General features: G+C 71.7%; 19 protein-coding genes and 1 pseudogene. 9 read left to right on the top strand and 11 right to left on the bottom strand.

Going from position 1 to position 22507, the window contains the following annotated elements:
* Positions 1-10: 10 nt before the first annotated feature.
* Positions 11-1798, bottom strand: coding sequence for a serine hydrolase domain-containing protein (locus ACZ4K2_RS26230; protein ID WP_467476403.1), 1788 nt, complete (start codon positions 1796-1798; stop codon positions 11-13).
* A 594-nt stretch (positions 1799-2392) separates the two neighbouring features.
* Between ACZ4K2_RS26230 and ACZ4K2_RS26225 the strand changes: the two genes are divergently transcribed.
* On the top strand, positions 2393-3181 hold the full coding sequence (locus ACZ4K2_RS26225) for an alpha/beta fold hydrolase (protein WP_467476406.1): 789 nt from the start codon (positions 2393-2395) through the stop codon (positions 3179-3181).
* A gap of 208 nt (positions 3182-3389) precedes the next feature.
* On the opposite strand, the gene ACZ4K2_RS26220 is transcribed toward ACZ4K2_RS26225, so the two are convergent.
* From ACZ4K2_RS26220 to ACZ4K2_RS26205, 4 genes are all read right to left on the bottom strand, one after another.
* Positions 3390-3956: a dihydrofolate reductase family protein gene (locus ACZ4K2_RS26220; RefSeq protein WP_467476408.1), complete on the bottom strand. Its 567-nt coding sequence runs from the start codon at positions 3954-3956 to the stop codon at positions 3390-3392.
* 100 nt (positions 3957-4056) lie between these two features.
* Positions 4057-5499: an isopeptide-forming domain-containing fimbrial protein gene (locus ACZ4K2_RS26215; protein ID WP_467476410.1), complete on the bottom strand. Its 1443-nt coding sequence runs from the start codon at positions 5497-5499 to the stop codon at positions 4057-4059.
* 423 nt (positions 5500-5922) lie between these two features.
* A complete protein-coding gene (locus ACZ4K2_RS26210) occupies positions 5923-6276 on the bottom strand; it encodes a hypothetical protein (RefSeq protein WP_467476412.1) in 354 nt (117 codons plus the stop codon).
* Positions 6277-6884: 608 nt separating this feature from the next.
* A complete protein-coding gene (locus ACZ4K2_RS26205) occupies positions 6885-7544 on the bottom strand; it encodes a hypothetical protein (protein WP_467476415.1) in 660 nt (219 codons plus the stop codon).
* Positions 7545-8142: 598 nt separating this feature from the next.
* Between ACZ4K2_RS26205 and ACZ4K2_RS26200 the strand changes: the two genes are divergently transcribed.
* The 5 genes from ACZ4K2_RS26200 to ACZ4K2_RS26180 are packed head-to-tail and all read left to right on the top strand — an operon-like array spanning position 8143 to position 13248.
* Positions 8143-9729: an ABC transporter substrate-binding protein gene (locus tag ACZ4K2_RS26200; protein ID WP_467476417.1), complete on the top strand. Its 1587-nt coding sequence runs from the start codon at positions 8143-8145 to the stop codon at positions 9727-9729.
* 23 nt (positions 9730-9752) lie between these two features.
* The gene (locus tag ACZ4K2_RS26195) at positions 9753-10721 is read left to right on the top strand and encodes an ABC transporter permease (protein ID WP_467476419.1); all 969 of its coding nucleotides are present in this window, start codon (positions 9753-9755) and stop codon (positions 10719-10721) included.
* Positions 10711-11616: an ABC transporter permease gene (locus ACZ4K2_RS26190; protein ID WP_467476421.1), complete on the top strand. Its 906-nt coding sequence runs from the start codon at positions 10711-10713 to the stop codon at positions 11614-11616. Before ACZ4K2_RS26195 ends, ACZ4K2_RS26190 begins: the two co-directional genes overlap by 11 nt.
* Entirely contained in the window at positions 11613-12578 is a 966-nt protein-coding gene (locus ACZ4K2_RS26185) for an ABC transporter ATP-binding protein (RefSeq protein WP_467476423.1), read from the top strand. The genes ACZ4K2_RS26190 and ACZ4K2_RS26185 overlap by 4 nt, the downstream gene beginning before the upstream one ends.
* Complete coding sequence (locus ACZ4K2_RS26180) at positions 12571-13248, top strand: ABC transporter ATP-binding protein (protein ID WP_467476425.1); 678 nt, start codon at positions 12571-12573, stop codon at positions 13246-13248. The genes ACZ4K2_RS26185 and ACZ4K2_RS26180 overlap by 8 nt, the downstream gene beginning before the upstream one ends.
* Before the next feature lie 163 nt (positions 13249-13411).
* On the opposite strand, the pseudogene ACZ4K2_RS26175 reads toward ACZ4K2_RS26180, so the two are convergent.
* Together ACZ4K2_RS26175 and ACZ4K2_RS26170 are read right to left on the bottom strand one after the other, a co-directional pair.
* Positions 13412-14108, bottom strand: a pseudogene (locus ACZ4K2_RS26175) (helix-turn-helix domain-containing protein); the annotation flags it as partial.
* 136 nt (positions 14109-14244) lie between these two features.
* Positions 14245-14427, bottom strand: a complete 183-nt coding sequence (locus tag ACZ4K2_RS26170; RefSeq protein WP_467769975.1) for a YunG family protein — start codon at positions 14425-14427, stop codon at positions 14245-14247.
* 627 nt (positions 14428-15054) lie between these two features.
* On the opposite strand from ACZ4K2_RS26170, the gene ACZ4K2_RS26165 reads away from it, so the two are divergent.
* On the top strand, positions 15055-16278 hold the full coding sequence (locus tag ACZ4K2_RS26165; RefSeq protein ID WP_467476432.1) for an MFS transporter: 1224 nt from the start codon (positions 15055-15057) through the stop codon (positions 16276-16278).
* 136 nt (positions 16279-16414) lie between these two features.
* Here the strand turns inward: ACZ4K2_RS26165 and ACZ4K2_RS26160 are convergent, their stop codons facing one another.
* Both ACZ4K2_RS26160 and ACZ4K2_RS26155 read right to left on the bottom strand, forming a co-directional pair.
* On the bottom strand, positions 16415-17728 hold the full coding sequence (locus ACZ4K2_RS26160; protein ID WP_467476434.1) for a hypothetical protein: 1314 nt from the start codon (positions 17726-17728) through the stop codon (positions 16415-16417).
* Positions 17729-18065: 337 nt separating this feature from the next.
* The gene (locus ACZ4K2_RS26155; RefSeq protein WP_467476436.1) at positions 18066-18980 is read right to left on the bottom strand and encodes an NmrA family NAD(P)-binding protein; all 915 of its coding nucleotides are present in this window, start codon (positions 18978-18980) and stop codon (positions 18066-18068) included.
* 103 nt (positions 18981-19083) lie between these two features.
* Between ACZ4K2_RS26155 and ACZ4K2_RS26150 the strand changes: the two genes are divergently transcribed.
* The gene (locus ACZ4K2_RS26150; protein WP_467476437.1) at positions 19084-19677 is read left to right on the top strand and encodes a TetR/AcrR family transcriptional regulator; all 594 of its coding nucleotides are present in this window, start codon (positions 19084-19086) and stop codon (positions 19675-19677) included.
* Between the two features lie 126 nt (positions 19678-19803).
* Here ACZ4K2_RS26150 and ACZ4K2_RS26145 read toward each other — a convergent pair whose 3' ends face one another.
* Both ACZ4K2_RS26145 and ACZ4K2_RS26140 read right to left on the bottom strand, forming a co-directional pair.
* Complete coding sequence (locus tag ACZ4K2_RS26145; protein WP_467476440.1) at positions 19804-21000, bottom strand: MFS transporter; 1197 nt, start codon at positions 20998-21000, stop codon at positions 19804-19806.
* 129 nt (positions 21001-21129) lie between these two features.
* Positions 21130-21726 (bottom strand): TetR/AcrR family transcriptional regulator, encoded by a 597-nt coding sequence (locus ACZ4K2_RS26140; protein ID WP_467476443.1) that lies wholly within the window; start codon positions 21724-21726, stop codon positions 21130-21132.
* 107 nt (positions 21727-21833) lie between these two features.
* Here ACZ4K2_RS26140 and ACZ4K2_RS26135 point away from each other — a divergent pair, with 107 nt between their 5' ends.
* Entirely contained in the window at positions 21834-22406 is a 573-nt protein-coding gene (locus ACZ4K2_RS26135; protein ID WP_467769974.1) for a transposase, read from the top strand.
* The last annotated feature ends 101 nt before the right edge of the window (positions 22407-22507 follow it).

Here is a 22507-nt window from a genome sequence, read left to right as displayed (position 1 = left end):
CCCCGCCGGCTCAGTCGGCCGAGGGCTGCCAGCCCGCCGCCGTGACGCGTGCCGTGTCCGCCGGGCGTGCCCCGTCGAACAGCACCGCACCGCCCGCCTCGACGCGCAGGGCGTCGACGTACGCGCCCCGGCCGACGTACAGCTTGTCGGTGCCGTACCGCCAGCGCAGGAGCAGCCCGGGGGCGGCCGGCAGGGCGGCGGAGACCCGGTACCAGACCCGGCCCGACCAGCCCGTCACCGTCCCCGCCGGACGGTCCTCGGGGTGCTCGCCGGCGCGGACGGTGCTGAACGGCACCGGCTGCCAGGTGGTGCCGTCGTCCGCCGAGGACTCCAGGGCCACCAGGTCGGACCCCGGCTCGGTGTCCCACCACAGCGCGCAGCGCAGGCGCGCCGGACCGCGGGAGGTGTCCAGCGCCGGGAGGGTGAGCGTGCCGGCCGTGGCATTGGCCATGCCCGCGAACCAGGCCGTACGGCCGCGCGCCGGGCGGACCGGTACGGCCCGGGCGAGACGGTTGCCGGCCGCGACCCGGGGCGCCGAACCGGATCGCCAGGTGCGCACCGGGTGCACCGAGTTGCCGAGGACGACGAGGAAGGAGTCGGTCGTGGGGTCGAGCACCAGCGAGGTGCCGGTGAAGCCGGTGTGGCCGGCCGTGCGCGGGGTGGCCATCGCGCCCATGTACCAGTGCTGGTAGAGCTCGAAGCCGAGACCGTGCTCGTCGCCCGGGAAGGCCGTGTTGAAGTCGGTGAACATGAGCTCCACCGACTCGGGCCGCAGGATCCGGGCCCGGCCGTAGGCGCCGCCGTTGAGCAGCGTGCGGCCGAGCACGGCCAGGTCCCAGGCGCTGGAGAACACCCCGGCGTGGCCCGCGACACCGCCCAGGCTGTAGGCGTTCTCGTCGTGCACCTCGCCCCACACCAGCCCGCGGTCCAGCCCCGACCAGGGCCGCCGGGCGTCCTCGGTGGCCGCGATGCGCGGCTGCCAGGAGGCGGGCGGGTTGTAGCGGGTGCTGTCCAGGCCGAGCGGCCCGGTGATCTCGTCGTGCAGCAGGGTGTCCAGCCCGCGGCCGGTGATCTTCTCCAGCAGGAGCTGGAGGGTGATCAGGTTCAGGTCGGAGTAGAGGTAGGCGGTGCCCGGCGGGTGCAGCGGCGGCTCGTTCCAGACGAGTTCCAGTTTCCCCTCGTACGTCGGCGCGTCGTACAGCGGGATCCAGGACCGGAACCCCGACGTGTGCGTCAGGAGCTGGCGGGCCGTCACCTCCTGCTTGCCCGCGCGGCCGAAGTCCGGCAGGTACGCGCAGACCCTCCCGGAGAGGTCCAGCGCGCCCCGCTCGATCTGCTGCACGGCGAGGACCGAGGTGAACAGCTTGGAGACCGAGGCCAGGTCGAAGACGGTGTCCCGGGTGGCCGGGAGCTGCCGGCCGGGCGAGAACTCCACCGCGGTGTCGGTCTTCTCGTCGTACGCGGAGTAGCGCACCGCCATGCCGATCGGCTCGTGCAGCGCCACCGTGCCGCCGCGCCCGGCGAGCAGGACGGCACCCGCGTACCAGGGGTGCTTCGGGGAGGGGCCGAGGAACGCCTCGGCGTCCGCGACGAGTTGCCGCAGCTGTCCGGGGAGCAGCCCGGCGCTCTCGGGCGAGCCGTGCCGCAGCGTGGTGCGGTGGCCGGCGGTGGGCGCGGCGGCGGCCGGTCCCGCCGGGAGCGCGCCGAGGGCGAGCGCGCCGCCCGCGGCCAGCGAGCCCACCACGAGCCGGCGGCGGGTCGGTCCGGTCGCTCGTCTGCCTGCCAGGTCGTCCGTCATGCGCGGCCTCCCGCCTGAAAGTATCTTTCGGGGCTTGCCCTGCGGGTGAAACTTTCCTGTCGGACGGGGGGCGTGTCAACGGGGCGCGATCCGACGGAGCATCAGCGCGGGGTCTCCCGTCGTCCGGCCGGCCCACTCAGGCATCCCGCGCCCGTGTTCCATCTTCACGAGCACGCACCGGGTACGCTCACCGCTCCGGGTGACTGGGCGGCGGCTGTCGCGATACCCCTGCGCTCATCCCGCACCGGCCCGGGTGGCCGCCCCCCCCGGCGGACCAGGCCGGCGCACCCCAACGACCGCCTACGGGGTGTCATTCAGCATCCCGTGCCATGGCGATGTCCGTGCATGTGACCTCGGCGGCGAACGCGCGGCGTATCCGGCGTCCGGGCGGCCGGTCACGGACAGGGCGGGCACGTCCGGCAGGCAGTGGCAGCGACCCGCTATGACCACCGGCCCTCCGGGCAACAGACCGTCCGGACCCGATACCGGTGATGCAGTCCGTTCTCCGGCTGATCGAGGAAACCGGACGCTGGTGGCACCCGGAGGTACGATCCCACCAGACCGCACCGCTCCCACGCGGGAGGGAGCAAGCCGATGACACACGTGCTGACACCGGACGGAACCTGCATCGTCTACCAGCTCCGGGGCCAGGGGACGCCGCTGGTCCTGCTGGCGGGCCAGGCCAACAACCACCATTGGTGGGACGCGTCTCGCGCCGACTTCCATCCCGCTCGCAGCACCCTCACGCTCGACTACCGCGGCACCGGCGACAGCGACAAGCCCGACACCCCCTACAGCACCGTCCTGTTCGCCCAGGACGTCATCGCCGTTCTCGACGACCTCGGCATCGACCGGGCCGACGTCTACGGCACGTCCATGGGCGGACGGGTAGCCCAGCAGCTCGCGGCCCGCCACCCCCACCGGGTGGGCGCCCTGGTTCTCGGCTGCACCTCACCCGGCGGCCCGCACAGCGTCGAACGGGGCAGCGACGTCCGCCAGGCACTGGCGCGACCCGAGCCCGGAGCCGCGCGACAGGCCCTGCTGGACCTGATGTACACCCCCCGATGGCTCGCCTCCCATCCCGGCCCGCACCAGACCCTGGGCGACCCCGATATGCCTGCCCACGCCCGGCGCCAGCACCTCGCGGCCAGCAACCGGCACGATGCCTGGGACGTCCTGCCGGACATCAGCGCACCCACCCTGGTCGTCCACGGAAGCGACGACCTGCTCAACCCCACCGCCAACGCACACCTGCTCGCCGACCGCATCCCCAACGCCCGACTCCATCTGATCCCCGGAGCCCGGCACGCCTACTTCGAGGAGTTCCGCGCCCAGGCCGGCCCCCTCGTCCGGGACTTCCTCACCACCGCGTACGAGCCGTAGGAACAGCGCAGTCGATACTCGGACACCCTGCACCCGGGTACCTGCCGTGCACCGGCGACGCCCTGACCCCGGGCTCGCCCTCGGCGCCCCGTCCTTACCCGAGATCTGTCCGATCCAAGCCGGCTCGGCTCTTCAGCCGGGCCACCGGTGGCCGCCGTCGGCGGTGGGAGGAGACACCCATCCAGGCCATGAGACGGTGGGAAGCCGCTCAGCGCCTCGTCTCGTACCTGGTCATGACCACGCCGCCGGGAAACGTCCGCGTCTCCACCAGGTGCAGGTTCACCCAGCCGTCCAGCGCGGTGAAGAACGGCGTGCCGCCGCCCACCAGGACCGGGTGGGCGACGATCACGTACTCGTCGATCAGCCCGGCGCGCACGGCCGCCCCGGCGAGCGTTGCGCCGCCGATGTTCATCGGGCCGCCGTCCTCGGCCTTGAGCCGGGTGATCTCGGCGACCGCGTCGCCGGTGACCAGGCGGGCGTTCCAGTCGACCTTGTCGATCGTCGAGGAGAACACCACCTTCGGCGTGGCCCGCCAGTTCCGCGCGAACTCGATCTCCGCAGGGGTGGCGTCGGGCTGCTGGTCGCCTGTCGGCCAGTAGGAGCTCATCGCCTCCCAGAGCTTGCGCCCGTACAGCGACAGGCCACTCGCCCGCTCGTGGGCGAGCCACCACTGGAACAGCTCGCTGCTCGGCGGTCCGCTCCAGCCGATGTCGTCGCCGGCCGCGGCGATGTAGCCGTCCAGGGTCAGGTTCATGCCGTAGATCAGTTTCCGCATGGCTCAGCCTTCCGTCGGTGGGCGTCCGGCGTATGGACCGGCGCGGTGCGGGAAACTCATCGGTGCGCGATCCGGGATCGTCGGTGGTCCTCCAGCTCGGTCAGGGGCGTCCGACGCGCGGGTCGCACGAACCCGGGGGCTGTTTCTCGGTGGAGCAGGGGTCGCAGCACGAGGGGGCCGGCTCGACGCAGACGGTGACGGCGTCGGTGTTGTCGGCGGTGTCGGGGTCCTTTTCGTTGCCGGTGGCGGTGGCGGTGTTGCTGATCCGGCCGGCCGTGGTGGCCTTGGCCCGCAGCACGAGGGTGCCGGCGGTGCCGGCGGCCAGGTCGCCCACGGCCCACTGCCCGGTGGCCGGGTCGTAACTTCCGGCTGTGCCCTCGGCGGACACGAAGACGAGGCCGTCGGGGAGCCGGTCGGTGAGGGTGACGCCGGTGGCGTCGTTCGGGCCGGTGTTGAGGACGGTGATGCGGTAGGTCACGGTCTGGCCGACGGTGACGGTGGTGGTGTCGGCTGCCTTCGCCACGGTCAGGTCAGCAGCCGGTCTCACCTGTGTGACCTGCTCGTTCGAGGTGGACGTGACGGGCTCCGGCGTGGCGCCGAGCCGGTTCTCGTAGGAGGCGGTGGCGGTGTTGCTGATCTGCTTGCCGCCGCCGGCCCGGTCGATGGTGACCCGGTACTCCACCGTGGTCCCCGCGGGCTGGGTCTGAGTGCTGGGCAGGCTTCCGCCTGCCGCGGCGGTGGCGCGGTTGCCGAGGTGGAACACGACCCGGTTCGCCGCGGCGTCGTAGTACGCCTGGTCATCACCTCTCGCGTCACTCTTCGGTCCGGCGTTCGGGCCGTCGACGATACGCAGGGAACCGGGCAGGAACGTCGTACCTTCCGGGACGGTGTCGGTCAGTACGAGGTTCTCGGCCGCGCCGCCGCCTTCGTTCTTCGCGGTGATGCGGTAGGTGAGGACGTCGCCCACCTCCAGCGGCCCCGCCGGGATCGCGGTCTTGGCGAGCAGCACGTGGGGAGCTGTGTCGAGGAAGACCCCGTCCAGCAGGTTGCCGGTGAAGCGGCTGCCGCCGGCGGCCGAGACGGAACGGAACGCGAAGCGCGTCAGTGTCTGGCCTGCCGGGACGGTGTAGGCGCCGGTGTAGTGACCCCAGGCGGTGCGGCCGTCCGTGAAGCGCCTCTGCTCCACCACGGATCCCGGAGCGCCGATGTCCAGCGCCATGGTGTCCTCCCCGCTGACACCGCGATGGTGGAGCCGCCAGTACACCTTGGTTCCGGGCGTGGTCGGCAGGTCCTGGTAGAGCGTGGAGAAGTGGTTGGCGTTCAGCTCGGCGAACTGGGCGCCCTCGGCTGCCGGCACACCGTTGGTGCCCGACCGCCACAGCTCGATGATGTGGTCGGGGGCCGTGGTGAGCCAGCCCGGAACCCGTCTGGGCGCCTGCGTCTGTGAGGCATCGGGCAGGAGCTCCCAGTTGCTGACGACGGGCTGCTCGAAGTCGCCGTTGACCAGGGCAACCCTGAGCGGGACAACAGGAGGTGTGGCCATGGTTCGTCCTCGCGTCGACATCGCCGGAACGCACCGCCGACAGGCCGCGGTAAGGCGCGCCGTGGCGGAGCCGTGAACGGCAGTAGCAAAGCGCGTGCGCGAGAACCGGGAAAGTGCCGGAGGCCTGGGACCGGTCAATCCCGTGGAGCAGGTTTGCCCCGGCATGCCTTTGCCCGCACCGGACCGGCGTGCCGCCCATGCCACATCCGTCTCCGCGCGTTACTCCCACCCGACGCGGCATGGCCGAATGGCCCCGCCACGGCTCCCTCGCTCGCCCTCGTGCAGAGTGAATCAGCCACCAGCGAAGTTGACGCTCCAGGCCTGGGCCGCTCCGGCCCGACCGCGGCGAGCCGAGCTGTCGCCTGGTCGCCGCGCCGGGCTCGGATCGTTCAGGCGGTGATCGGAGCCATGTGGCGAGGGGGGTCAGGAGAAGACGACGGAGCGCAGCAGCAGGCGGTCGGATGCCCCCGCGCCCGGGGGCAGGGTGTAGAAGGTGTCGCCTTCGCAGTCGGCGCCGAGGAAGACCGTGGCGGTGGCGTCGGTGCGGTTCTTGGGGGCCCGGCTGACCGAACCGGGTTCGGAGGCCGGACCCCGCAGGTTGACGCACTTGCCACTGGGAGGGCTGTTCAGGAAGCCGACGGCTTCGTACCCCTCGGTGGTGGTGTAGGTGTAGCGGAACTGGCCGGTTGCCGCGGAGGCCGAGCCGGGTGCGGCCAGGAGCAGAGCGAGAGCACTGCAGGCGGCACCGATGGCCGCCGTGGCGGAGCGAAGAGACACGGAGATACCTTTCTCGCGGTCGAGTCACGGTTGAGGTCAGTGCCGGTGATGCCCCGCTGGGGAGGGGAGTAGGCGCTTTGTCCTCCGAAAGGGATTGCCGAATCGGTTCGCCTTCCGCCCGGTCGGCCCACCGCCGCCTTGTGACCGTCGGCGCCTCGAACGATGCCGTCCGGCTCACTGCCGTCGTGACGGTGGAGCGGGACCGTGCAGCCCGGCTACGAGAGCTCCGCGACCGGCCGGGCCGGGCATCCAGGGATGGGGTGGTGTCCGCCGCCGCCCGCGAGAGCGGACCGCGGTTCACCTCTCCGGCCAGGAGGGTGCTGAAACGGTAACGGGATTCCGGCATGCGCCACTTGGCTCGCCGGGCCGCACCGGCCGCCGCGACCGTGCTGTTCAACCTGGGAAACGCGTAAGGGGGAGCTACGCGAACACGGCCCGGCCGGGCCCGTCTCCTGGCGCTTCCGCCGTGACCACCGCGAGCCGCTGCCGGGGGCGGTCGGCGGGCCCGCCGGGACGCCTGCCTCGCCCGCCGTCACCCAGACGTCCGGCAGGCAGTGGCGGCGGCCCGCGACCCGCTATGACCACCGGCCCTCCGGGCAACGGGCCGTCTAGGTGACCGGTTCGACCTGGTGTGCCGGGCAGTCGACCTTCGGTGCCGCCTGTACGCCGCTGACGGGTTCCAGTGAGGCGCTCCAACGGCCGCTGGTGACCTCGTGGGTCAGGACCAGCAGGCGGTTGACGCCCGCCGCGAGGGTCTCGCGGTAGGCGCGGACCGTCTGTGCCGCGTCCGTCTCGTCCAGTGCGGTGTGCAGCATCCACTCCACGAAGCAGAGCTGGCAGCCGGAGCGCAGCAGCACCGGCCGCCGGTGGCGGGGCAGGGCCGGTGCGAGGAACGTCAGAATGATCATCCGGTTCGGCCACACGCCCAGCAGCACCCCGTCGGCCTTGGGCAGTGAAGCGGCCGCGGACTGCCGTAGCTGTTCGGGTGTCAGGCGCCGGCCGATCAGCGGTACCAGCAGCAGATCGGCCAGGATGTTCCCGACCACGGGTACGACGACCCGCAACAGCCACCAGCTCAGCACCGCCCAGCCGGCGATCGCCCACACGTGTCCGGCGTCCAGGAACTGGGGCATGGTGGACGCGCCCAGCACGGCGACAGCCACGGCAAGGGAGGGTCTGACCCGGCCGTGGGGGCGCAGCACAGGGGAGAGCACCGCGCCGACCGCCAGCACCGCGCACAGCATCCAGTAGACGTGCAGCTCGCTCATCGGGTCCCCCGCCCTCACCGGCCCGGCACAGTGCCGTCTCATTCCAGCCCCGCCCCGACCAAGTCAACTCCCTTATTGTTACAGGGAGTTGTAGGAAGTTGTCAGGGCACCGTCCCGTGTGCGCGACCCGTGCGCGCCAGGGCCTGACGGGCCTTCGGTGCAACCTGCGGTGACCTGCGGCACCACCACCGAAGACACGCGGGCATCTCGAACCCGAGCTACCGCACCCGCAGCACTCCGTGGCCCGGGTGCGCGCTCAGGTCGACCAGCGGGCCGCGGTCGACGAACCGCCGGCCCACGGACGCCGTCACGTCCGCCTGCTCACCTTCGCGCACCGGGTGCGTGCCCGATCCCTGTCCGGGCTGGTGCCAGAGGCCGGGCCGGCGCGCTGTGTGGTCGGTTGACGTCAGGCGCGGCAGCGGAGGATCTCGAGTGGGGGGTTGGCGTGGAAGTCCGCCCAGAAGTCTGGCTGCCGTGGGCGCACTGCCCTGGCAAGCGATCGGTTGCCGGAGTCGTCAACGGCCGCTCAGCGAATCCGGGAAGCTTTACTGCAAGTAGTATGCAACAGCTATCCTGTGGCAGTAAGAGCGTGAGGTTCATGATGGTTCGACGGATACGGACAGCCGCCGCCACGGCGGCGATGCTCACGGGTGTCGCCGCCTGCTCGGCCCCCGGCAGCAGCACAGGCGGCGGCAACGGGGCCATCTCCGTCGTGATCGCGGTGGCCACCGAGCCGGACACGTTCAGTCCGCTGCTCGGATACGGCAAGGACGGCAACTCGAAGGTCTTCGACGGCCTGCTCGCCCGCGACAGCGACCTGAGGCTGAGACCGGCGCTGGCGAAGGCCCTGCCCGAGGTCACCGCCGACGGCCTGACCTACACCTACACCCTGCGCGAGGGCGTGAAGTTCAGCGACGGGGAGCCGTTGACCTCGGCCGACGTCGTCTTCACGTACGACACGATCCTCGACCCGAAGACCAACAACACCAACCGCAGCGAGCTGGACGCCATCAAGGACGTGCGGGCGGACGGCAGTGACAAGGTGGTCTTCACCCTCAAGTACCCGTACGCGCCCTTCGCCGGGCGCACGGTGCTGCCCATCGTCCCCGAACACGTCGCGGGCGGGCAGGACCCCAACACCGGCGCCTTCAACACCGAGCCGATCGGCACCGGCCCCTACCTGCTCGCCTCCTGGAGCAAGGGCGAGAAGCTCACCTTCAAGGCCAACCCGGACTACTGGGGCGGTGCGCCGAAGGTCAAGAAGGTGACCATGGCGATCGTCAAGGACGACGACGTGCGGGCCACCCGACTGCGGTCCGGCGACCTCGACGGCGCGGTCCTGCCGCCCAACCTCGCCGCCGCCTACAAGAACGACAAGGCGAAGAAGACCTACGACGCGAGGACGTACGACCTCCGCGCGGTCGCCCTCCCCCAGGAGAACGAGGTCACCGGCGACCGCGCCGTCCGCCGGGCCCTGGACGCGGCCGTGGACCGGCAGGCCATGGTCGACAAGATCCTCGACGGCGCCGGGCATCCGGCGTACGGGCCGCTGCCCGTCGACGACCCCTGGTTCGCCCAGGGCATCGAGCGCAGGCAGGACCTCACCGGGGCCAGGCGCATCCTGGACGAGGCCGGCTGGAAGAGCGGCGAGGGCGGCATCCGGGCCAAGGACGGGCAGCGGGCTTCGTTCACCCTCCTCTACCCCTCCGGCGACAAGGTCCGCCAGGACCACGCCCTCGCCTACGCCTCCGACGCCAAGAAGGCCGGTATCGAGGTGACGGTGGAGAGCGCCACCTGGGAGGTCATCGAGCCGCGCATGAAGACGGACGCGGTCCTGGCCGGGTTCGGCAGCAGCGGCGACCCCGACTACGCCCTCTACACCATCCTGCACTCCTCCCTCGCCGGAAACGGCTTCAACAACATGGCCCGCTACGACGACCCGGTCGTGGACAAGGCCCTCGACACCGGCCGCCGCAGCCCGGACACCGCGACCCGCAAGGCCGCCTACGACACCCTCCAGCGCGAACTGGTGAAGAACCCCGGCTACACCTTCCTCACCCACATCGACCACGTGTACGTCCTCGCCGACCGCTGGGAGGGCCTGACCACGCAGACCGAGCCGCATGAGCACGGCTTCGCCTCCGGCCCGTGGTGGAACCTCGAAGCCTGGCAGCCGAAGAAGTGAGCCCCTCCCTTCCCTGGACGGCGATGGCACGACTGGCGGGGCGGCGGCTGCTGTTCGCCGCCCCGATCCTGCTCGTCGTGACCCTGGGCGTCTTCGCGATCGCCGCCGCCTCACCCTTCGACCCGGTCAAGGCGTACGCCGGCACGGCCGCCCTCGGCGCGGACGCCGAGACGCTGGCGCGGCTACGGGAGAACCTGGGCGTGGACCAGCCGTTCACCTCCCGCTGGTGGCACTGGCTGACAACCGCGCTCGGCGGCGACCTCGGCCGGTCCAGCGTGATGCGGCAGCCGGTCGCCCAGGTCATCGGCGAACGCCTCGCCTGGACAACGCTCTTGTGCGCGGTCGCGTTCGCGGTGGCCGTACTGGCGGGCACGGTGCTGGGGGTGCTGGCGGCCCGGCGCCCGGGATCGGTACTGGACCGGGCCGTGACCTCGCTGGCCTACTCGCTGGAGGCGGCGCCCGTCTTCTGGCTGGCCCTGCTGGCCGTCTGGCTGTTCGCCCTGCAGTTGCGCGTGCTTCCGGCCGGCGGTCTCACCGACACCGCGAGCGAGCAGGTCACGGCCGCTCAGGTCGCCGGTCACCTCGTACTGCCGGCCGCAGTGCTCGCCGTCTCCCAACTGCCCTGGTTCATCCTGTACGTCCGCCAGGGCGTCGGCGACGCCCTCGCCGAGGACCCGGTACGCGGAGCCCGCGCACGGGGTCTGAGTGAGCGAACGGTCCTGCTCGACCACGCCCTGCGCTCCGGCCTGCTGCCCGTCCTCACCCTGATCGGCTCCCGCGTCCCCGAACTCATCACCGGAGCCCTGCTGGTGGAGAGCGTCTTCAGCTGGCCCGGTATCGCGGCGGCCACCGTGGAGTCGGCCACCGCCGTCGACTTCCCGCTACTCGCCGCGCTCACCACGCTCGCCACCGCCGCGGTCCTCGTCGGCAACCTCCTCGCCGACCTGCTCTACGGCCTGTTCGACCCAAGGGTGAAGTTCGATGACATGTGAAGCCACCGGTGACGTGACAGGTGAATCGACGGCCCGGCCCGGCTGGAGGTCGTACGGCACGAGCCGCCGCTCCACCAGGACCGTACGCATCCGCGTCTCGGCGGCCCTGACCGCCGCCACCGTCCTGGCCGTGCTCCTCGTGCCACCGCTGGTGCAGCTCGACCAGCAGGCCGTCGACCTGTCCTCGAAACTGCTGGCACCGAGTTGGCAGCATCCCTTCGGCACCGACGACCTCGGCCGCGATCTCCTCCTGCGCTGCGTCTACGGGCTGCGCGTGTCCCTGCTGGTCGGGGTCGCTGCGGCCCTCACGGCGACCGTGATCGGCACGGCCGTCGGGGCGGTCGCCGGGGCGCTGGGCGGCTGGGCCGAACGCGGTCTCATGCGGGTCGTCGACTTGTTCTCGTCCGTGCCGCACCTGTTGCTGGGCATCTTCATCGTGGCCATGTTCCGGCCCGGGGTGTGGCCGGTGATCGTGTCCGTCGCGCTCACCCACTGGCTGTCCACCGCCCGGATCGTCCGCGCCGAGGTGCTGTCCCTGCGCTCGCGCCCCCACCTCGACGCCGCCGTCTCCGGGGGCGCGTCCCGGTGGCGGGTGGCGGTACGGCACCTGCTGCCCGCCGTGCTGCCCCAGGCCGCGCTGGCCGCCGTGCTGATGGTGCCGCACGCCATGTGGCACGAATCCGCACTGTCCTTCCTCGGGCTCGGCCTGCCCACCCACATGGCCAGCCTCGGCAACCTCATCCAAGGCGCGCGCGGCTCGCTGCTCGCCGGGCAGTGGTGGCCGACCCTCTTCCCGGGCCTGTTCGTCATCGTCCCCACGCTCGCCATCGCCGGCCTCGCCGGAGCCTGGCGGGAGCGGATCAACCCCCGCCGCCGATCGGAGCTGATGCTGTGACCGACCGAACCCCGGTCCTCTCGGTACGCGGGCTGTCCGCACGCTTCCTCATGCCGGGCGGCCGGCGGATCGCCGCCGTCACCGACGCGCACTTCGACGTGGCGGCCGGCGAGTGTCTCGCCCTGATCGGCGAGAGCGGCTGCGGCAAGTCCGTCCTCGCCTCCGCCCTGCTCGGCCTGCTGCCCGCCAACGCCCAGGTCGCGGGCCGGGCCCGGCTCGGCGACCTCGACCTGCTCGCCGCCGGCGAACGGACACTGGCGCGGACGGTACGGGGCCGCCTGATCGGCCTCATCCCGCAGAGCCCCGCCGCGCACCTCACCCCCGTGCGCACCGTCCGCTCCCAACTGGAGGAGACCGTCGCCGCGTTGACCGGTGCGCGAGGCCGGGCAGCCGTACGTTCCGCGGCCGAGGCAGCCGCCGCACGCGCCGCCTTCCCCGTCGGCCACCTCGACCGCCACCCGCACGAACTCTCCGGCGGCCTGGCGCAGCGCGCCGCCACCGCCCTCGCCCTCGTCGGCGACGCGCCTCTGCTCCTGGCCGACGAGCCCACCACCGGCCTCGACCGCGACCTGGTCGACCACACCGTCGACGAACTACGCCGCCACGTCGACACCGGCCACCGGGCCCTGCTCGTCATCACCCACGACCTGGCCGCCGCCGAGCGCATCGCGGACCGCGTGGCCGTGATGTACGCGGGCCGGATCGTCGAACTCACCGAAGCGAAAGCTTTCTTCGGCTCGTCCGGCCCCCGCCACCCCTACAGCCGCGGCCTCCTGCAAGCCCTCCCCGACCGCGCCTTCACCCCGATCCCCGGCATGCCGCCCGAACTCGGCGACCTCCCCGACGGCTGCGCCTTCGCCCCACGCTGCGAGCGGGCCACCGCCGCCTGCACCGCACTTCCCCGGCCGGCCGACGGCATCGCCTGCCACCACCCGCATGTACCGGAGGACCTCCGTGCTTGAACTGCACGACATCACCGCCGGATACGACAGGGGAGCCCCCGTCGTCCGCAACGCCACCCTGGCCATCAACCCTGGCGAGAGCGCCGGGCTGCTGGGCCCCAGCGGCTGCGGCAAGTCCACCCTCGCCCGGGTCGCGGCCCTGCTCCACCGTCCCGAGGCCGGCACCGTGACCCTCGACGGCGAACCCGTACGCGGCTGGCGCTACCGCGCCCCACGCGCTCAGCGCACCGCCGTCGGCGTGGTCTTCCAGCAGCCCCGCCTCTCCGCCGACCCGCGGCTGCGGCTCACCGACCTGATTGCCGAGCCCCTGCGTGCCACCGGTCGCCGGGACGAGATACCGCGGCGCCTGGCCGAGCTGGGCCCAGCCGTCGGCCTCACACCGGACCTCCTCGGCCGCCGCCCCCATGAGGTCAGCGACGGCCAGCTCCAACGCGCCTGCCTGGCCCGCGCCCTGGTCCTGCGCCCGCGCTGGCTGATCTGCGACGAGATGACCGCGATGCTGGACGCCTCCACCACCGCCGCCCTGGTGGCGGCCGTCGAGGACTACCGCGCCGCCACCGGCGCCGGACTGCTCGCCGTCGGCCACGACCAGGTGCTCCTGCGACGCTGGTGCGAGCGCACACTGCACTGGGACGACCTCGTCACCACACCGGACCGACTGCCCCGGTGACACCGAGCCGACGGCCGAACACGCGGGCCCGGCGGAGCTTGCCGGGCGTGCTCGCCGGCGCCGTCATCCGCGTGCGAACCGGGTTCGGGCCGCGTTCGTCCACCGCTTCGTACGGCACCTGCCGTGGCGCTGTCCGACCGGCCCCCGGGGCCCTGGTACTCCGTCAGGGACGGAAGGTGCGGCGGTAGGTGTCGGGTGGGACGCCGACGCTGCGGTGGAAGTGGCGGCGCAGGGTGGTGGCGGTTCCCATGCCGGTGGCCGCGGCGATGGTGTCCACGGTGGCGTCGGTGGTCTCCAGCAGCTCCTGGGCGTGGCGAATGCGCTGGGCGTGGAGCCATTGCAGGGGCGTGGTGCCGGTGAGGTGCTTGAAGTGGCGGCCGAGGTGACGTGAGCTCATGCGGGCCTGGCGGGCCAGGTCCTCCACGGTCAGCGGCTGGTCCAGCCGCTCCAGCGCCCAGGGGGAGGAGGTCGCCCAGGGGGTGGTTGCCCGGGGCGGGGAGGGGGGTGGCGATGAACTGGGCCTGGCCGCCGTCGCGGTGGGGCGGGACGACCAGGCGCCGGGCGATCTTGTTGGCGTTGGCCGAGCCGTGGTCGAGGCGGACCAGGTGCAGGCACAGATCCATGGCGGCGGCCTTGCCCGCGGAGGTGAGGACGTCGCCGTTGTCGACGTAGAGGACGTCCGGATCGACTGCGGCCGCCGGGTGGCGCCGGGCCAGTTCCCGCGTGTGGGCCCAGTGCGTGGTGGCACGCATCCCGTCGAGCAGTCCTGCCGCGCCCAGGATGAAGGCGCCCGTGCACAGCGAGGCCACCCGGGCACCGGCCGCGTGGGCCGCACGCACCGCCTCGACCAGCTCGGCGGGCGTGCGGCAGGCCGTCCAGCACCCGCTCGGACGGCGAGCCGACGCCCGCGACACCGCGCACCTGACCGACCTCGGCGACACGGTCGACGACCCGGCGGCAGGCGCACCGAGCCACCCCGGGCCGGTCCCAGCCCCCTCAGGAGGGCTCCGGAAGGTGACCGAGGTGCCTGACGACGCGCTCACGCAGCAGGAGGTACTCCTCCCGACGACGGGGCAGAGGGCCCGGCGGGCGCTCGACGACACGGGCCGCGGTGACGGTCTGACCACGCCGGAACTGCTCCCGCGTCAGATCGACCGAGTGGTGAGGCAGCGGGCACACGGCCGAGCCGCCGCAAGGGCGGCGAAACACATGATGGCCGAGGACGGAGCCGGTCGGACACGGAAGGCCATCCAGCAGCTGGCCGATGGTTGATGCCCACTTCCGCCGGTACGACGGTGTTGGCCGGCGAAGGGATCTTCACCGGCCTGCCGGTCGTGCCCGGCGGTTGGCCGGTGTGGGGGAGTGCGGGAGCGGGGCGGTGCGGCTCGGGTCCGGTGCCACTGCGGGAGGAATCATCCCGCAGTGGCTTCTTTCACCGGCGCCTTCCACTCGGCGTACGTGACCACGTCTTACTCGGAGTAACGTTTGGTGAGTCGATCACGCTGATCGGAGTGTGCCGACCGGTGGCGCGGCGTCAGGCGACGGGTCCGCTTGCTGGTTGCGGACCACCTGGCGCCGGGTGGTCCGCTTCCACCCAACGGAGTGCGGACCCCGCCCGCCGCCTCCGTACGGCATCCCGCCACCCCAGTCTCCCCAGGACGGAGTTCATCCAGGCCGACCTACCCGGTCGGCACGTGCGCCACCTCCCGCCCGGGTCGCCATGACCGCCGCCACGGTTCACAGAAACAGCACGTTCCTTTGCCATCCACGAAAGTCCGGCCCGTCGGGCCCCGGCACGCCCGCACCGTGACCCACGGCCGGGTCCGCGGTGTCTATCTGCCGCGCCTCGCAGACGCCCTCGCCTCGTCCATGGCCACCTACGGCATCCCCTTGCTGGTACTGGGTGCGACCCACTCGTCGTCCCTGACCGGAATCGCCTTCGTCATGGCGTGGGCGCCGCGGCTGTGCACGTTCGCCCTGGCCGGCCTGGCCGTCGACCGATTCGGGCCCGTTCGGGTCTTCCGGCTGGCTGCCGCGGCGCGGGCCCTCGTCTGCGCCCTCGCCGTACCCGCCTTGGCGGCGGCGGACGACAGGACCACCCCGGGCCTGGTCATGCTCCTGGCGGCGTGCGCGGGATGCCTGACCCAGTTCAGCTACATCGCCGCCGAGAGCACCGGCGCGGTCGCCAGCCGGGACGCCGGCCGTGCGGCACACCGCGTCCAGTCCGTCCTGCTGGGCGTCGACCAGACAGCCACCCTCGCCGGCCCCGCGGCAGGCGGTCTCCTGCTGCAATGGGGCGGCGCCGGCGGCATGCTCACCGCGATCGGCGCGCTGTCGGTGCTGTCGGCCGCCATCACCCCGCGCGTGCGCCAACCGCCCGCGCAGGCGTGGGAGTCGACCACGCCCGCCGCCCGGGGATGGCACACCGGCTGGACGACCCTGCGCACACTTCCGGCACTCGCATGGCTGGTGACGGGACTGGCCCTGTCCAACCTGGCGCTCGGCCTGCTGGAAGCGGCGACCCCGGTGATCGTCGTGCAGCGACTCGGCCGGTCCAGCGCCTCGGTCGGCATGGTGTGGTCCTGCGCGGCCGCGGCCTCACTGCTGGCGGTCGCCGCCAGCCGCGCAGCGATCGACCGCTGGGGACTGCCCGGAGTGGGCCGCTGCGCCGCCGCCGTGACCATCGTGTCGTGCTTCCTCGTCGCGTACGCCGACTCCTACCCGGCCTACCTCGTCCTCATCGCCGTCTTCATGGCCGGCGACAGCGTGCTGGCCGTCGTACTGCGCACCCTGCGCTCCCACCTCATCCCCGCCGAGGTGTTCGGCAGCACCCTGTCCGTCACCGTGCTGATCCTGCTCATGCCCTACCCGGTCGCCGGCATCCTCATGGCCACCATGCGCCCCGACACCCTGCACATGACGATCATCGTCTGCGCCGCGCTCCAATTCCTCGGTCTGGCCTGCGCCTTCACCCGCGGCACCCACTCCCAGCCGCGCCACGCCAAGCGCTGGAGGCAAGGACGTGTCTGACCTCCTACTGCCCTCGGTGGCAGATCGCACCGCTGTGCCCGGGCCGTGCGGGAGGGGCGGCCCGGCCTGGGCGACCCGTACTCCCGGGAGCGTGTGAACGGCTCCCTCGCCCTGGTGGTGCGGCTGGAGCGACCGGTCAGCGCCGGCTCCTGATCTCGTCCAGTGTCTGTTCGACCGGGCCGGCCAGGACGTCGATGAGACCGTAGCGGCCGCGCACCTCCCGGTTCGTCTCCTCGGAGAACGTGCGGTCCTCCTCGCCCACCGGCGCGATGACCGGCGCCGCGTCCACACCGTGCGGACCGAAGCGCCAATAGGTGGTGACACGGCGTGTCTTCCGCGTGAAACGGTCGACGGAATTGTTCTCCTTCATCTCGGCCTGCTGGACGATGGTGTCGTATCCGTTCTTGTTCTTCCTCACCCACTCGGGAAGCCTGGCACCACGCCAGGAGTACTGCGGATTGCCGAAAGTCCCCATGACCAGCCGGTCCTTGCGCGCGAGACTCAGGGTGGCGTAGAACGTCAGCTTGTCGAACTCCGTGTTCACGGGGAGCTGGACAGCGGTTCGCGTGAGCGACTCGTCGCCCGCCTCCACCCAGTTGCCGGCGGGAACCCACGGCTGCGCCACCACCAGCTTGCCGGGCTGGTAGACCTCCCGGCGGGTCAGCGGGTGTTTCTCCCGGTACTTGGTCCACTGCTCGACCTCCTGCCGCCACTTCGACTGGGACACGTCGGTGCCGCGGACCGTCACGTCCTCGCCCATGGCATGGAATTCGGCGCCCAGCACGTAGAAGCTGACGTCGCTGTGGTTCACGAGCTTGATGTCCACCGGCACGGAGAACGCCTTGCGGTCCGCGCTGAGCACCGCCTTCCCCACGTTCAGCTGCACGAGTGGGGCGGCATCCCGCCGGTACGGCTGGAAGAGGTACTGGTAGCCGAAATTGCCGACCGCCACGACCGTGGAGACGATGAGTGCCGCGGCCACCCGCTTGGGAGCGGGAAGCTCGTCCAGTCGTCGCCACACCTGGAAGACAGTCAGTGCCGAGGCGACGCTGAGCACGATGGTCAGGATCTTGAAGACCAGGAATTCGCCGTCGTTCCAGATCTGCAGAGCGAGCAGGACGTTCGTCAGCAAGGCCACGCCGGTGCTGATCAGCGCGACCACGCCGAAGTTGGAGACCGGCCCCCGGACGAAGCAGTCCACCACCGCGGCGGCGCCCACGACCATGATGAGGGCCGCCAGCATGAGGGCCGCTCCGGTGACGCAGCCGGGAAAGGTCAGGGCCTCCTGGAAGTCCGTGAAGCCGCACCAGGCCACCGGCAGCGCCGTCGCGAGCAGCACCAGCACGATCCATGCCATCTCCGTCCGCGAGCACGTCGAGCCCGGGCCCCGCCGCACCATCACGTGCGAGCCGGAGCGGGACCCCGGGTCGGGCTCTGGGGAAGTCGTCACACGATCACCTTCTGCGGCACACCGGAATTCGGTCACCATGGTGCGCCGGGATCCGCGCGGCCACGATCCGCACTGGGCCGGTCGGCCCACCAGCCCGTGCGAAAGCCGTACCGGGTGGGTGTCCCCGGACGCCACCGCGCGGAGCCCGGCGCACCGCCGGCCGCCCCGGTGGGTGCCCGGGCCGGTACCCGCTGTGTGCCGCTCCGGTCCTGTTCCGAGTGGCGTCGTCGTCCAGGTCCGCCCGGCGCCGCTCCTGCCCCCTCACCTCCAGCCGGAACCGGTCGTCCACGGCGCGGGCCCCGGCGGGCGCGGGCGAAGGTGACAGCGCCGGACACCCCTAGCCGGACACAGGTGTCAACTGCTCATCCGCCCACTCGGCGAAGGTGGTGAGCGGGATGCCCAACTCCCGGGCGAACTCGGGCCTGGCGGGCTGCAGGACCACGTTGTTCCACTCGTGTCCGGCTGCCCACTTCGGCATCCCCGCGTCGAGGGCCTCTGCCACGTTCATGGAAGGCGCGGTCACGGGCACGCGCCAGGCGGCGGACAAGGTCTGCACGATCTGCTCCATCGTGCGCAGGTCACCGGCCAGTTCCAGCTCCACCTGGTGGAACCGGTCGGGATCTCGCAGGGCGTGCGCCGCGGCCGTGCCGATGTCCCGCACGGCCACCAGTGCCAGTTCGGTGCGCGGCTTCAGCACTGTCAGCAGTCCCCCGCGGGGCCCCTTGGGCGCCAGCATGGGCAGGTTCTCCATGAAGAAGGCGGGCTTGATCACCGTCCAGCGGGCGAAACCCGCACCACGCACCGCCTCCATGATCGCCTGCTTCGTGTGGAAGTAGTCCGCCATCGCCGCCCAGCGGCCCTCGGCCCAGCCGGCGACCCGGGTGTGTTCACCGACTCCACTGGTCGAGGACTGTACGAACTGCCGTACCCCTCCGGCCTTCGCCGCCTCCATCAGGTTGGTGGCCTGGGCGAGTTCGCTCGCGAAGTCCACACTGGTCTCGGTCATGGGCGGCATCTGCACCGAGAACACCGCGCGGACCCCCTCGACCGCCGGGCCGAGGGAGGCCCGGTCGGAAAGATCCGCCCGCACCAGTTCGGCGCCCAGCGCCTCGATCGCCCGTGCGGGCTTCGACCACGGATCGCGTACGAGCGCACGTACGGGCACTCCGGCGGCCAGAAGCGCGCGAGCCGTGGCCCCGCCTTGCCGGCCGGTGGCGCCGGTGACCAGGACGATATCGCTGCTGCCGGGCATGGTTGCTGCTCCTCTGAAGACCGGAGAGACAAAACGGCGGGGCCCGCCGTTTTGGTATGCCGCTAAGATATGGCGGGGCCCGCCGTTTAGCAATGAGGAGATCATGACCGGTCAGCGCTCGGACGCCCGACGCAACTACCAGCGCATCCTCGCCGTCGCCGAAGCCGAGGTCGCCGCGCACGGCGCCGAGGCATCCCAGGAGCAGATCGCCCGCACCGCAGGCGTCGGCTCCGCGACCGTGCGCCGTCACTTCCCCACCCGTCAGGCCCTGCTCGAAGCCGTCTTCCAGGCGCGCATCGAGGGCCTGTGCGAGCGCGCCCACCGGCTGAGTGCGGCCGAGGACGGCCGCACCGCACTCCTGGAGTGGTTCCACGCCTTCGTCCGCTACGCCGTCTCGGCCCGCGGTTTCGCCCATGTCCTCAGCTACGAGCCCCCCACCGAAGAACCCTCCCCGAACAGTTGTGGCAGCAGAATCGAAGCGGCCGGAACTCCTCTGCTCCAGCGGGCCATCCGCGACAAGGCGGTCGCACCGCACGTCACCTTTCACGACCTGCTGACCCTCGCCGTCGGCATCGCCCTGGCCACCGAGCATCACAAGGACCCCGGCACCCAGGCCGACCGCCTCTTCCGCCTCGCTGTGGAAGGGCTCAGCCCTGAGCAAGGCGCGGCCGGGGTGCCCGGGAGCTCCAACCCTTGACATGACCCGGTTGCGGGGAAGACACCGGTGATCGTACGGCGGCCGTACGCGGTCGGCCTCTCCGTACCGGCCGCGCATGTCCCAGCCGCCCTGCCCGAGCACCTACTGGGTGAACCGCCCCCTGCGTCACCTGTCCGGCCTCACCATCGCCTTGCTCGGGCAGCCTCCGGAGGCAACGCCGTGAGGGGTGGAACGGCGGCCGAGGTCGGGCAGGACGGTGGCCAGGCCGGCCACGGCCATGGCCGCACCGAGCCACAGCGGGGCGCGCAGGCCCCAGGTGTCGATCACGACGGCGCCGACGGAGGAGCCGATGATGACGCCGAGTGTGATGAAGGAGGAGTGGACCGTGTTGACCAGCGGGCCGGCATTGCCGGTGCGCTGGACGCGGGTCGCCATGGCCGGGTTCATGGTGACGCCGACCAGGCCGATGCCCATCATGCAGATGACGGCCGGTCCGGGCAGGTCGGCGAGGAGGGCGAGGCCGGCCAGGAACACGGTGTTGAGGACGAGGCCGATGGCGAGGACCGGGACGGTGCGGCGGTCGGCGAAGCGGCCGACGACGTTGTTGCCGACGACCGTGGCGGCGCCGTACGCGATCAGCAGGACGGGGACGGTGCCGCTCGAGAAGCCGCTGAGGTCGGTGAGTATCGGGTTGAGGTAGCTGAAGGCGGAGAAGGTGGCGCCGATGATGAGCGTGCTGGTCGACAGAACCAACCACAGCTTGGGCTTCCTGAAGACGCCGGCCTCCTGCCGGAAGCCGCCGCCGCCCTCGGCGCCCTCGATGCGGGGCACGCCGAACAGGGTGGTCGCGGCGGCGATCGCGGTGATGGCGGTGATGGTCCAGAACGCCGCGCGCCAGCCGTACCGCTCGCCGACCAGGGTCGAGAGGGGCAGTCCGAGAAGGGTGCCGAGCATCAGGCCGTTCATCGCGACGGCGATCGCGCGGCCGCGGATCTCGGGGCGGGTGATCTGGACGCACAGGGAGATGCCCACGCCGAAGAAGGCCTGGGAGGCGATGCCGGTGATGATCCGCGCGGCCAGCATCGTGGCGTAGCCGGTCGCGGTGGCAGCCAGGACGTTGCCCGCCAGGAAGATGGCGAACAGCACCATCAGCGCCGTCCGTGGCGGAAGTCTCATGAGCGCCATGGCGAGGACGGGCCCCCCGGCCGCCATGGCTACCGCGAACGCGGTGATGAGGTATCCGATCTGCGGAACGGTGGCGTTCAGGCCGTCGGCCATCTGGGGCATCAGTCCGGCGACCACGAACTCGCTGGTCACCAAGGCGAAGATGCCGAGTGCCAGGACGTATACGGCGCGAGGCACGGTTCCGTCTCCTTGAGGGTCGACGCCGACCGGCGTGGGCGCCGGATGACGTGATGACGACGAGTTATGTATTGATCAGTTCAAAACGTGGGCATGGACAGGCTTCGTCCGGGTGGGGCGAAGGGCGGGTCAGTGGGTCAGGGCGTCGAGAGCGACTTCGGCGATCGACTCCAGCGCGGTCCGGTCGGCGCCGCCCTGGCTCGAGATGCGCATGCCGCCGATCGCCGCGTTGATGAAGCGGGCGAGCGCTCCGGCGTCCCGCCGGGAGGTGATACTGCCGTCCCTGCGGCCCTCCTCGATCACCGCGCGCAGCATCGAGAGCCTGCGGGCCGTGTCGCGCTCCAGCAGTCCCGCCGTCCGGCTGTCGTGGGCGGCCAGTTCGACCGTGGTGTTCACGGTCAGGCAGCCCAGACTGCGGCCGCCGGCCCGGCCCTCGGTCTCGCCGTCGATGATCACGGCGAACAGGGCGCGGATGCGATCGGCCGCACTGTGGCGAGTGTCCTCCAGGAGGACCATCTGGGCGGTGGTCGTGGTGTCGATGTAGTGGGCCAGCGCACGTTCGAACAGGTCGCGCTTGCTCTTGAACGTGTTGTAGATGCTGCTGCGCCCCAGCCCGGTGGCTTCGCACAGATCCTGGGTGGAAGTGGCCTCGTAGCCCTTCTCCCAGAACGTACGCATCGCCGCGTCCAGGGCCCGGTCCTCGTTGAACATCCGCGGTCGGGCCATGGCGCCACCCTAGCCGTTTTGGATCGAGCGATGCAATACATGCATGCCGAGCCTCTCTCACTGCTACTGCTACCTGAAGCCCCACCGGGATCGGGGCCGACTCGCCCGTGAGTCCGGCCCGGGGCGCTCTGGAAGGCGTGAGCAGCGCGCCCGACTCTGCACGGGAGCCCCGGCCCGGCTCCCGCCCGGCTCGCTTTTGTGCCCGGCCCGGCGGGGCCTGGCCGCGCTGGGACGCCAAGGCATCGGTCCGTCCGAGACGCCGGAGCCGGTCAGTGCGCCGGCGGCATGCAGGGCGGCGGTCGCCCGGCGAACTCCGCCAACTACTGCCAGGCCGTGGTCAGCTTTCAGGCCGCCACCACACGGCATCGTGCCCGCTGGAGTGGGAGCCGTTTCTGCTCGGGGAATGGGCGCACGGCGACGGTCGACGCCTGCGGGCCGGGGTCCCCAAGAAGGCCGGGCATGTGTCCAAGACGCGTCTAGCGCTGGGACTGGTGCATCGCCCGGCCGGACAGGGCTTGGCGGTGCCGGTGACCGTGGCCGATGCCGGCTGCGGCCGCAGTGTCTCCTTTCGGCTCGCACTGGAGGGTCGAGGCTGGTCCTACGTCATGGCCGTCGACGGGCCTGGACCACGTCGAAAGGACAACGGATCTTCGGAAGGACAACGGACCGCGCCCATTTAACAAGGCGAGACGTATCGTCTTGTCATCGTGCCCATGCCGGCGTACTGTCCTGCCCATGGGTTCCCTGTGACATCACCGGCGCCGACCGCGTAGAGCACCGC

The sequence above is a fragment of the Streptomyces sp. NPDC025833 genome, assembly GCF_055558055.1.
This window is presented reverse-complemented; position numbering and strand designations above follow the sequence as displayed.

What these genes read in the sequence shown, in the direction of transcription:
- ACZ4K2_RS26225 (WP_467476406.1), top strand. Translation starts at nt 2,393, where the DNA reads ATGACACACGTGCTGACACCGGACGGAACCTGCATCGTCTACCAGCTC.
- ACZ4K2_RS26155 (WP_467476436.1), bottom strand. Translation starts at nt 18,980, where the DNA reads ATGCCCGGCAGCAGCGATATCGTCCTGGTCACCGGCGCCACCGGCCGG.
- ACZ4K2_RS26150 (WP_467476437.1), top strand. Translation starts at nt 19,084, where the DNA reads ATGACCGGTCAGCGCTCGGACGCCCGACGCAACTACCAGCGCATCCTC.
- ACZ4K2_RS26195 (WP_467476419.1), top strand. Translation starts at nt 9,753, where the DNA reads ATGGCACGACTGGCGGGGCGGCGGCTGCTGTTCGCCGCCCCGATCCTG.
- ACZ4K2_RS26220 (WP_467476408.1), bottom strand. Translation starts at nt 3,956, where the DNA reads ATGCGGAAACTGATCTACGGCATGAACCTGACCCTGGACGGCTACATC.
- ACZ4K2_RS26215 (WP_467476410.1), bottom strand. Translation starts at nt 5,499, where the DNA reads ATGGCCACACCTCCTGTTGTCCCGCTCAGGGTTGCCCTGGTCAACGGC.
- ACZ4K2_RS26230 (WP_467476403.1), bottom strand. Translation starts at nt 1,798, where the DNA reads ATGACGGACGACCTGGCAGGCAGACGAGCGACCGGACCGACCCGCCGC.
- ACZ4K2_RS26140 (WP_467476443.1), bottom strand. Translation starts at nt 21,726, where the DNA reads ATGGCCCGACCGCGGATGTTCAACGAGGACCGGGCCCTGGACGCGGCG.
- ACZ4K2_RS26205 (WP_467476415.1), bottom strand. Translation starts at nt 7,544, where the DNA reads ATGAGCGAGCTGCACGTCTACTGGATGCTGTGCGCGGTGCTGGCGGTC.
- ACZ4K2_RS26190 (WP_467476421.1), top strand. Translation starts at nt 10,711, where the DNA reads ATGACATGTGAAGCCACCGGTGACGTGACAGGTGAATCGACGGCCCGG.
- ACZ4K2_RS26200 (WP_467476417.1), top strand. Translation starts at nt 8,143, where the DNA reads ATGATGGTTCGACGGATACGGACAGCCGCCGCCACGGCGGCGATGCTC.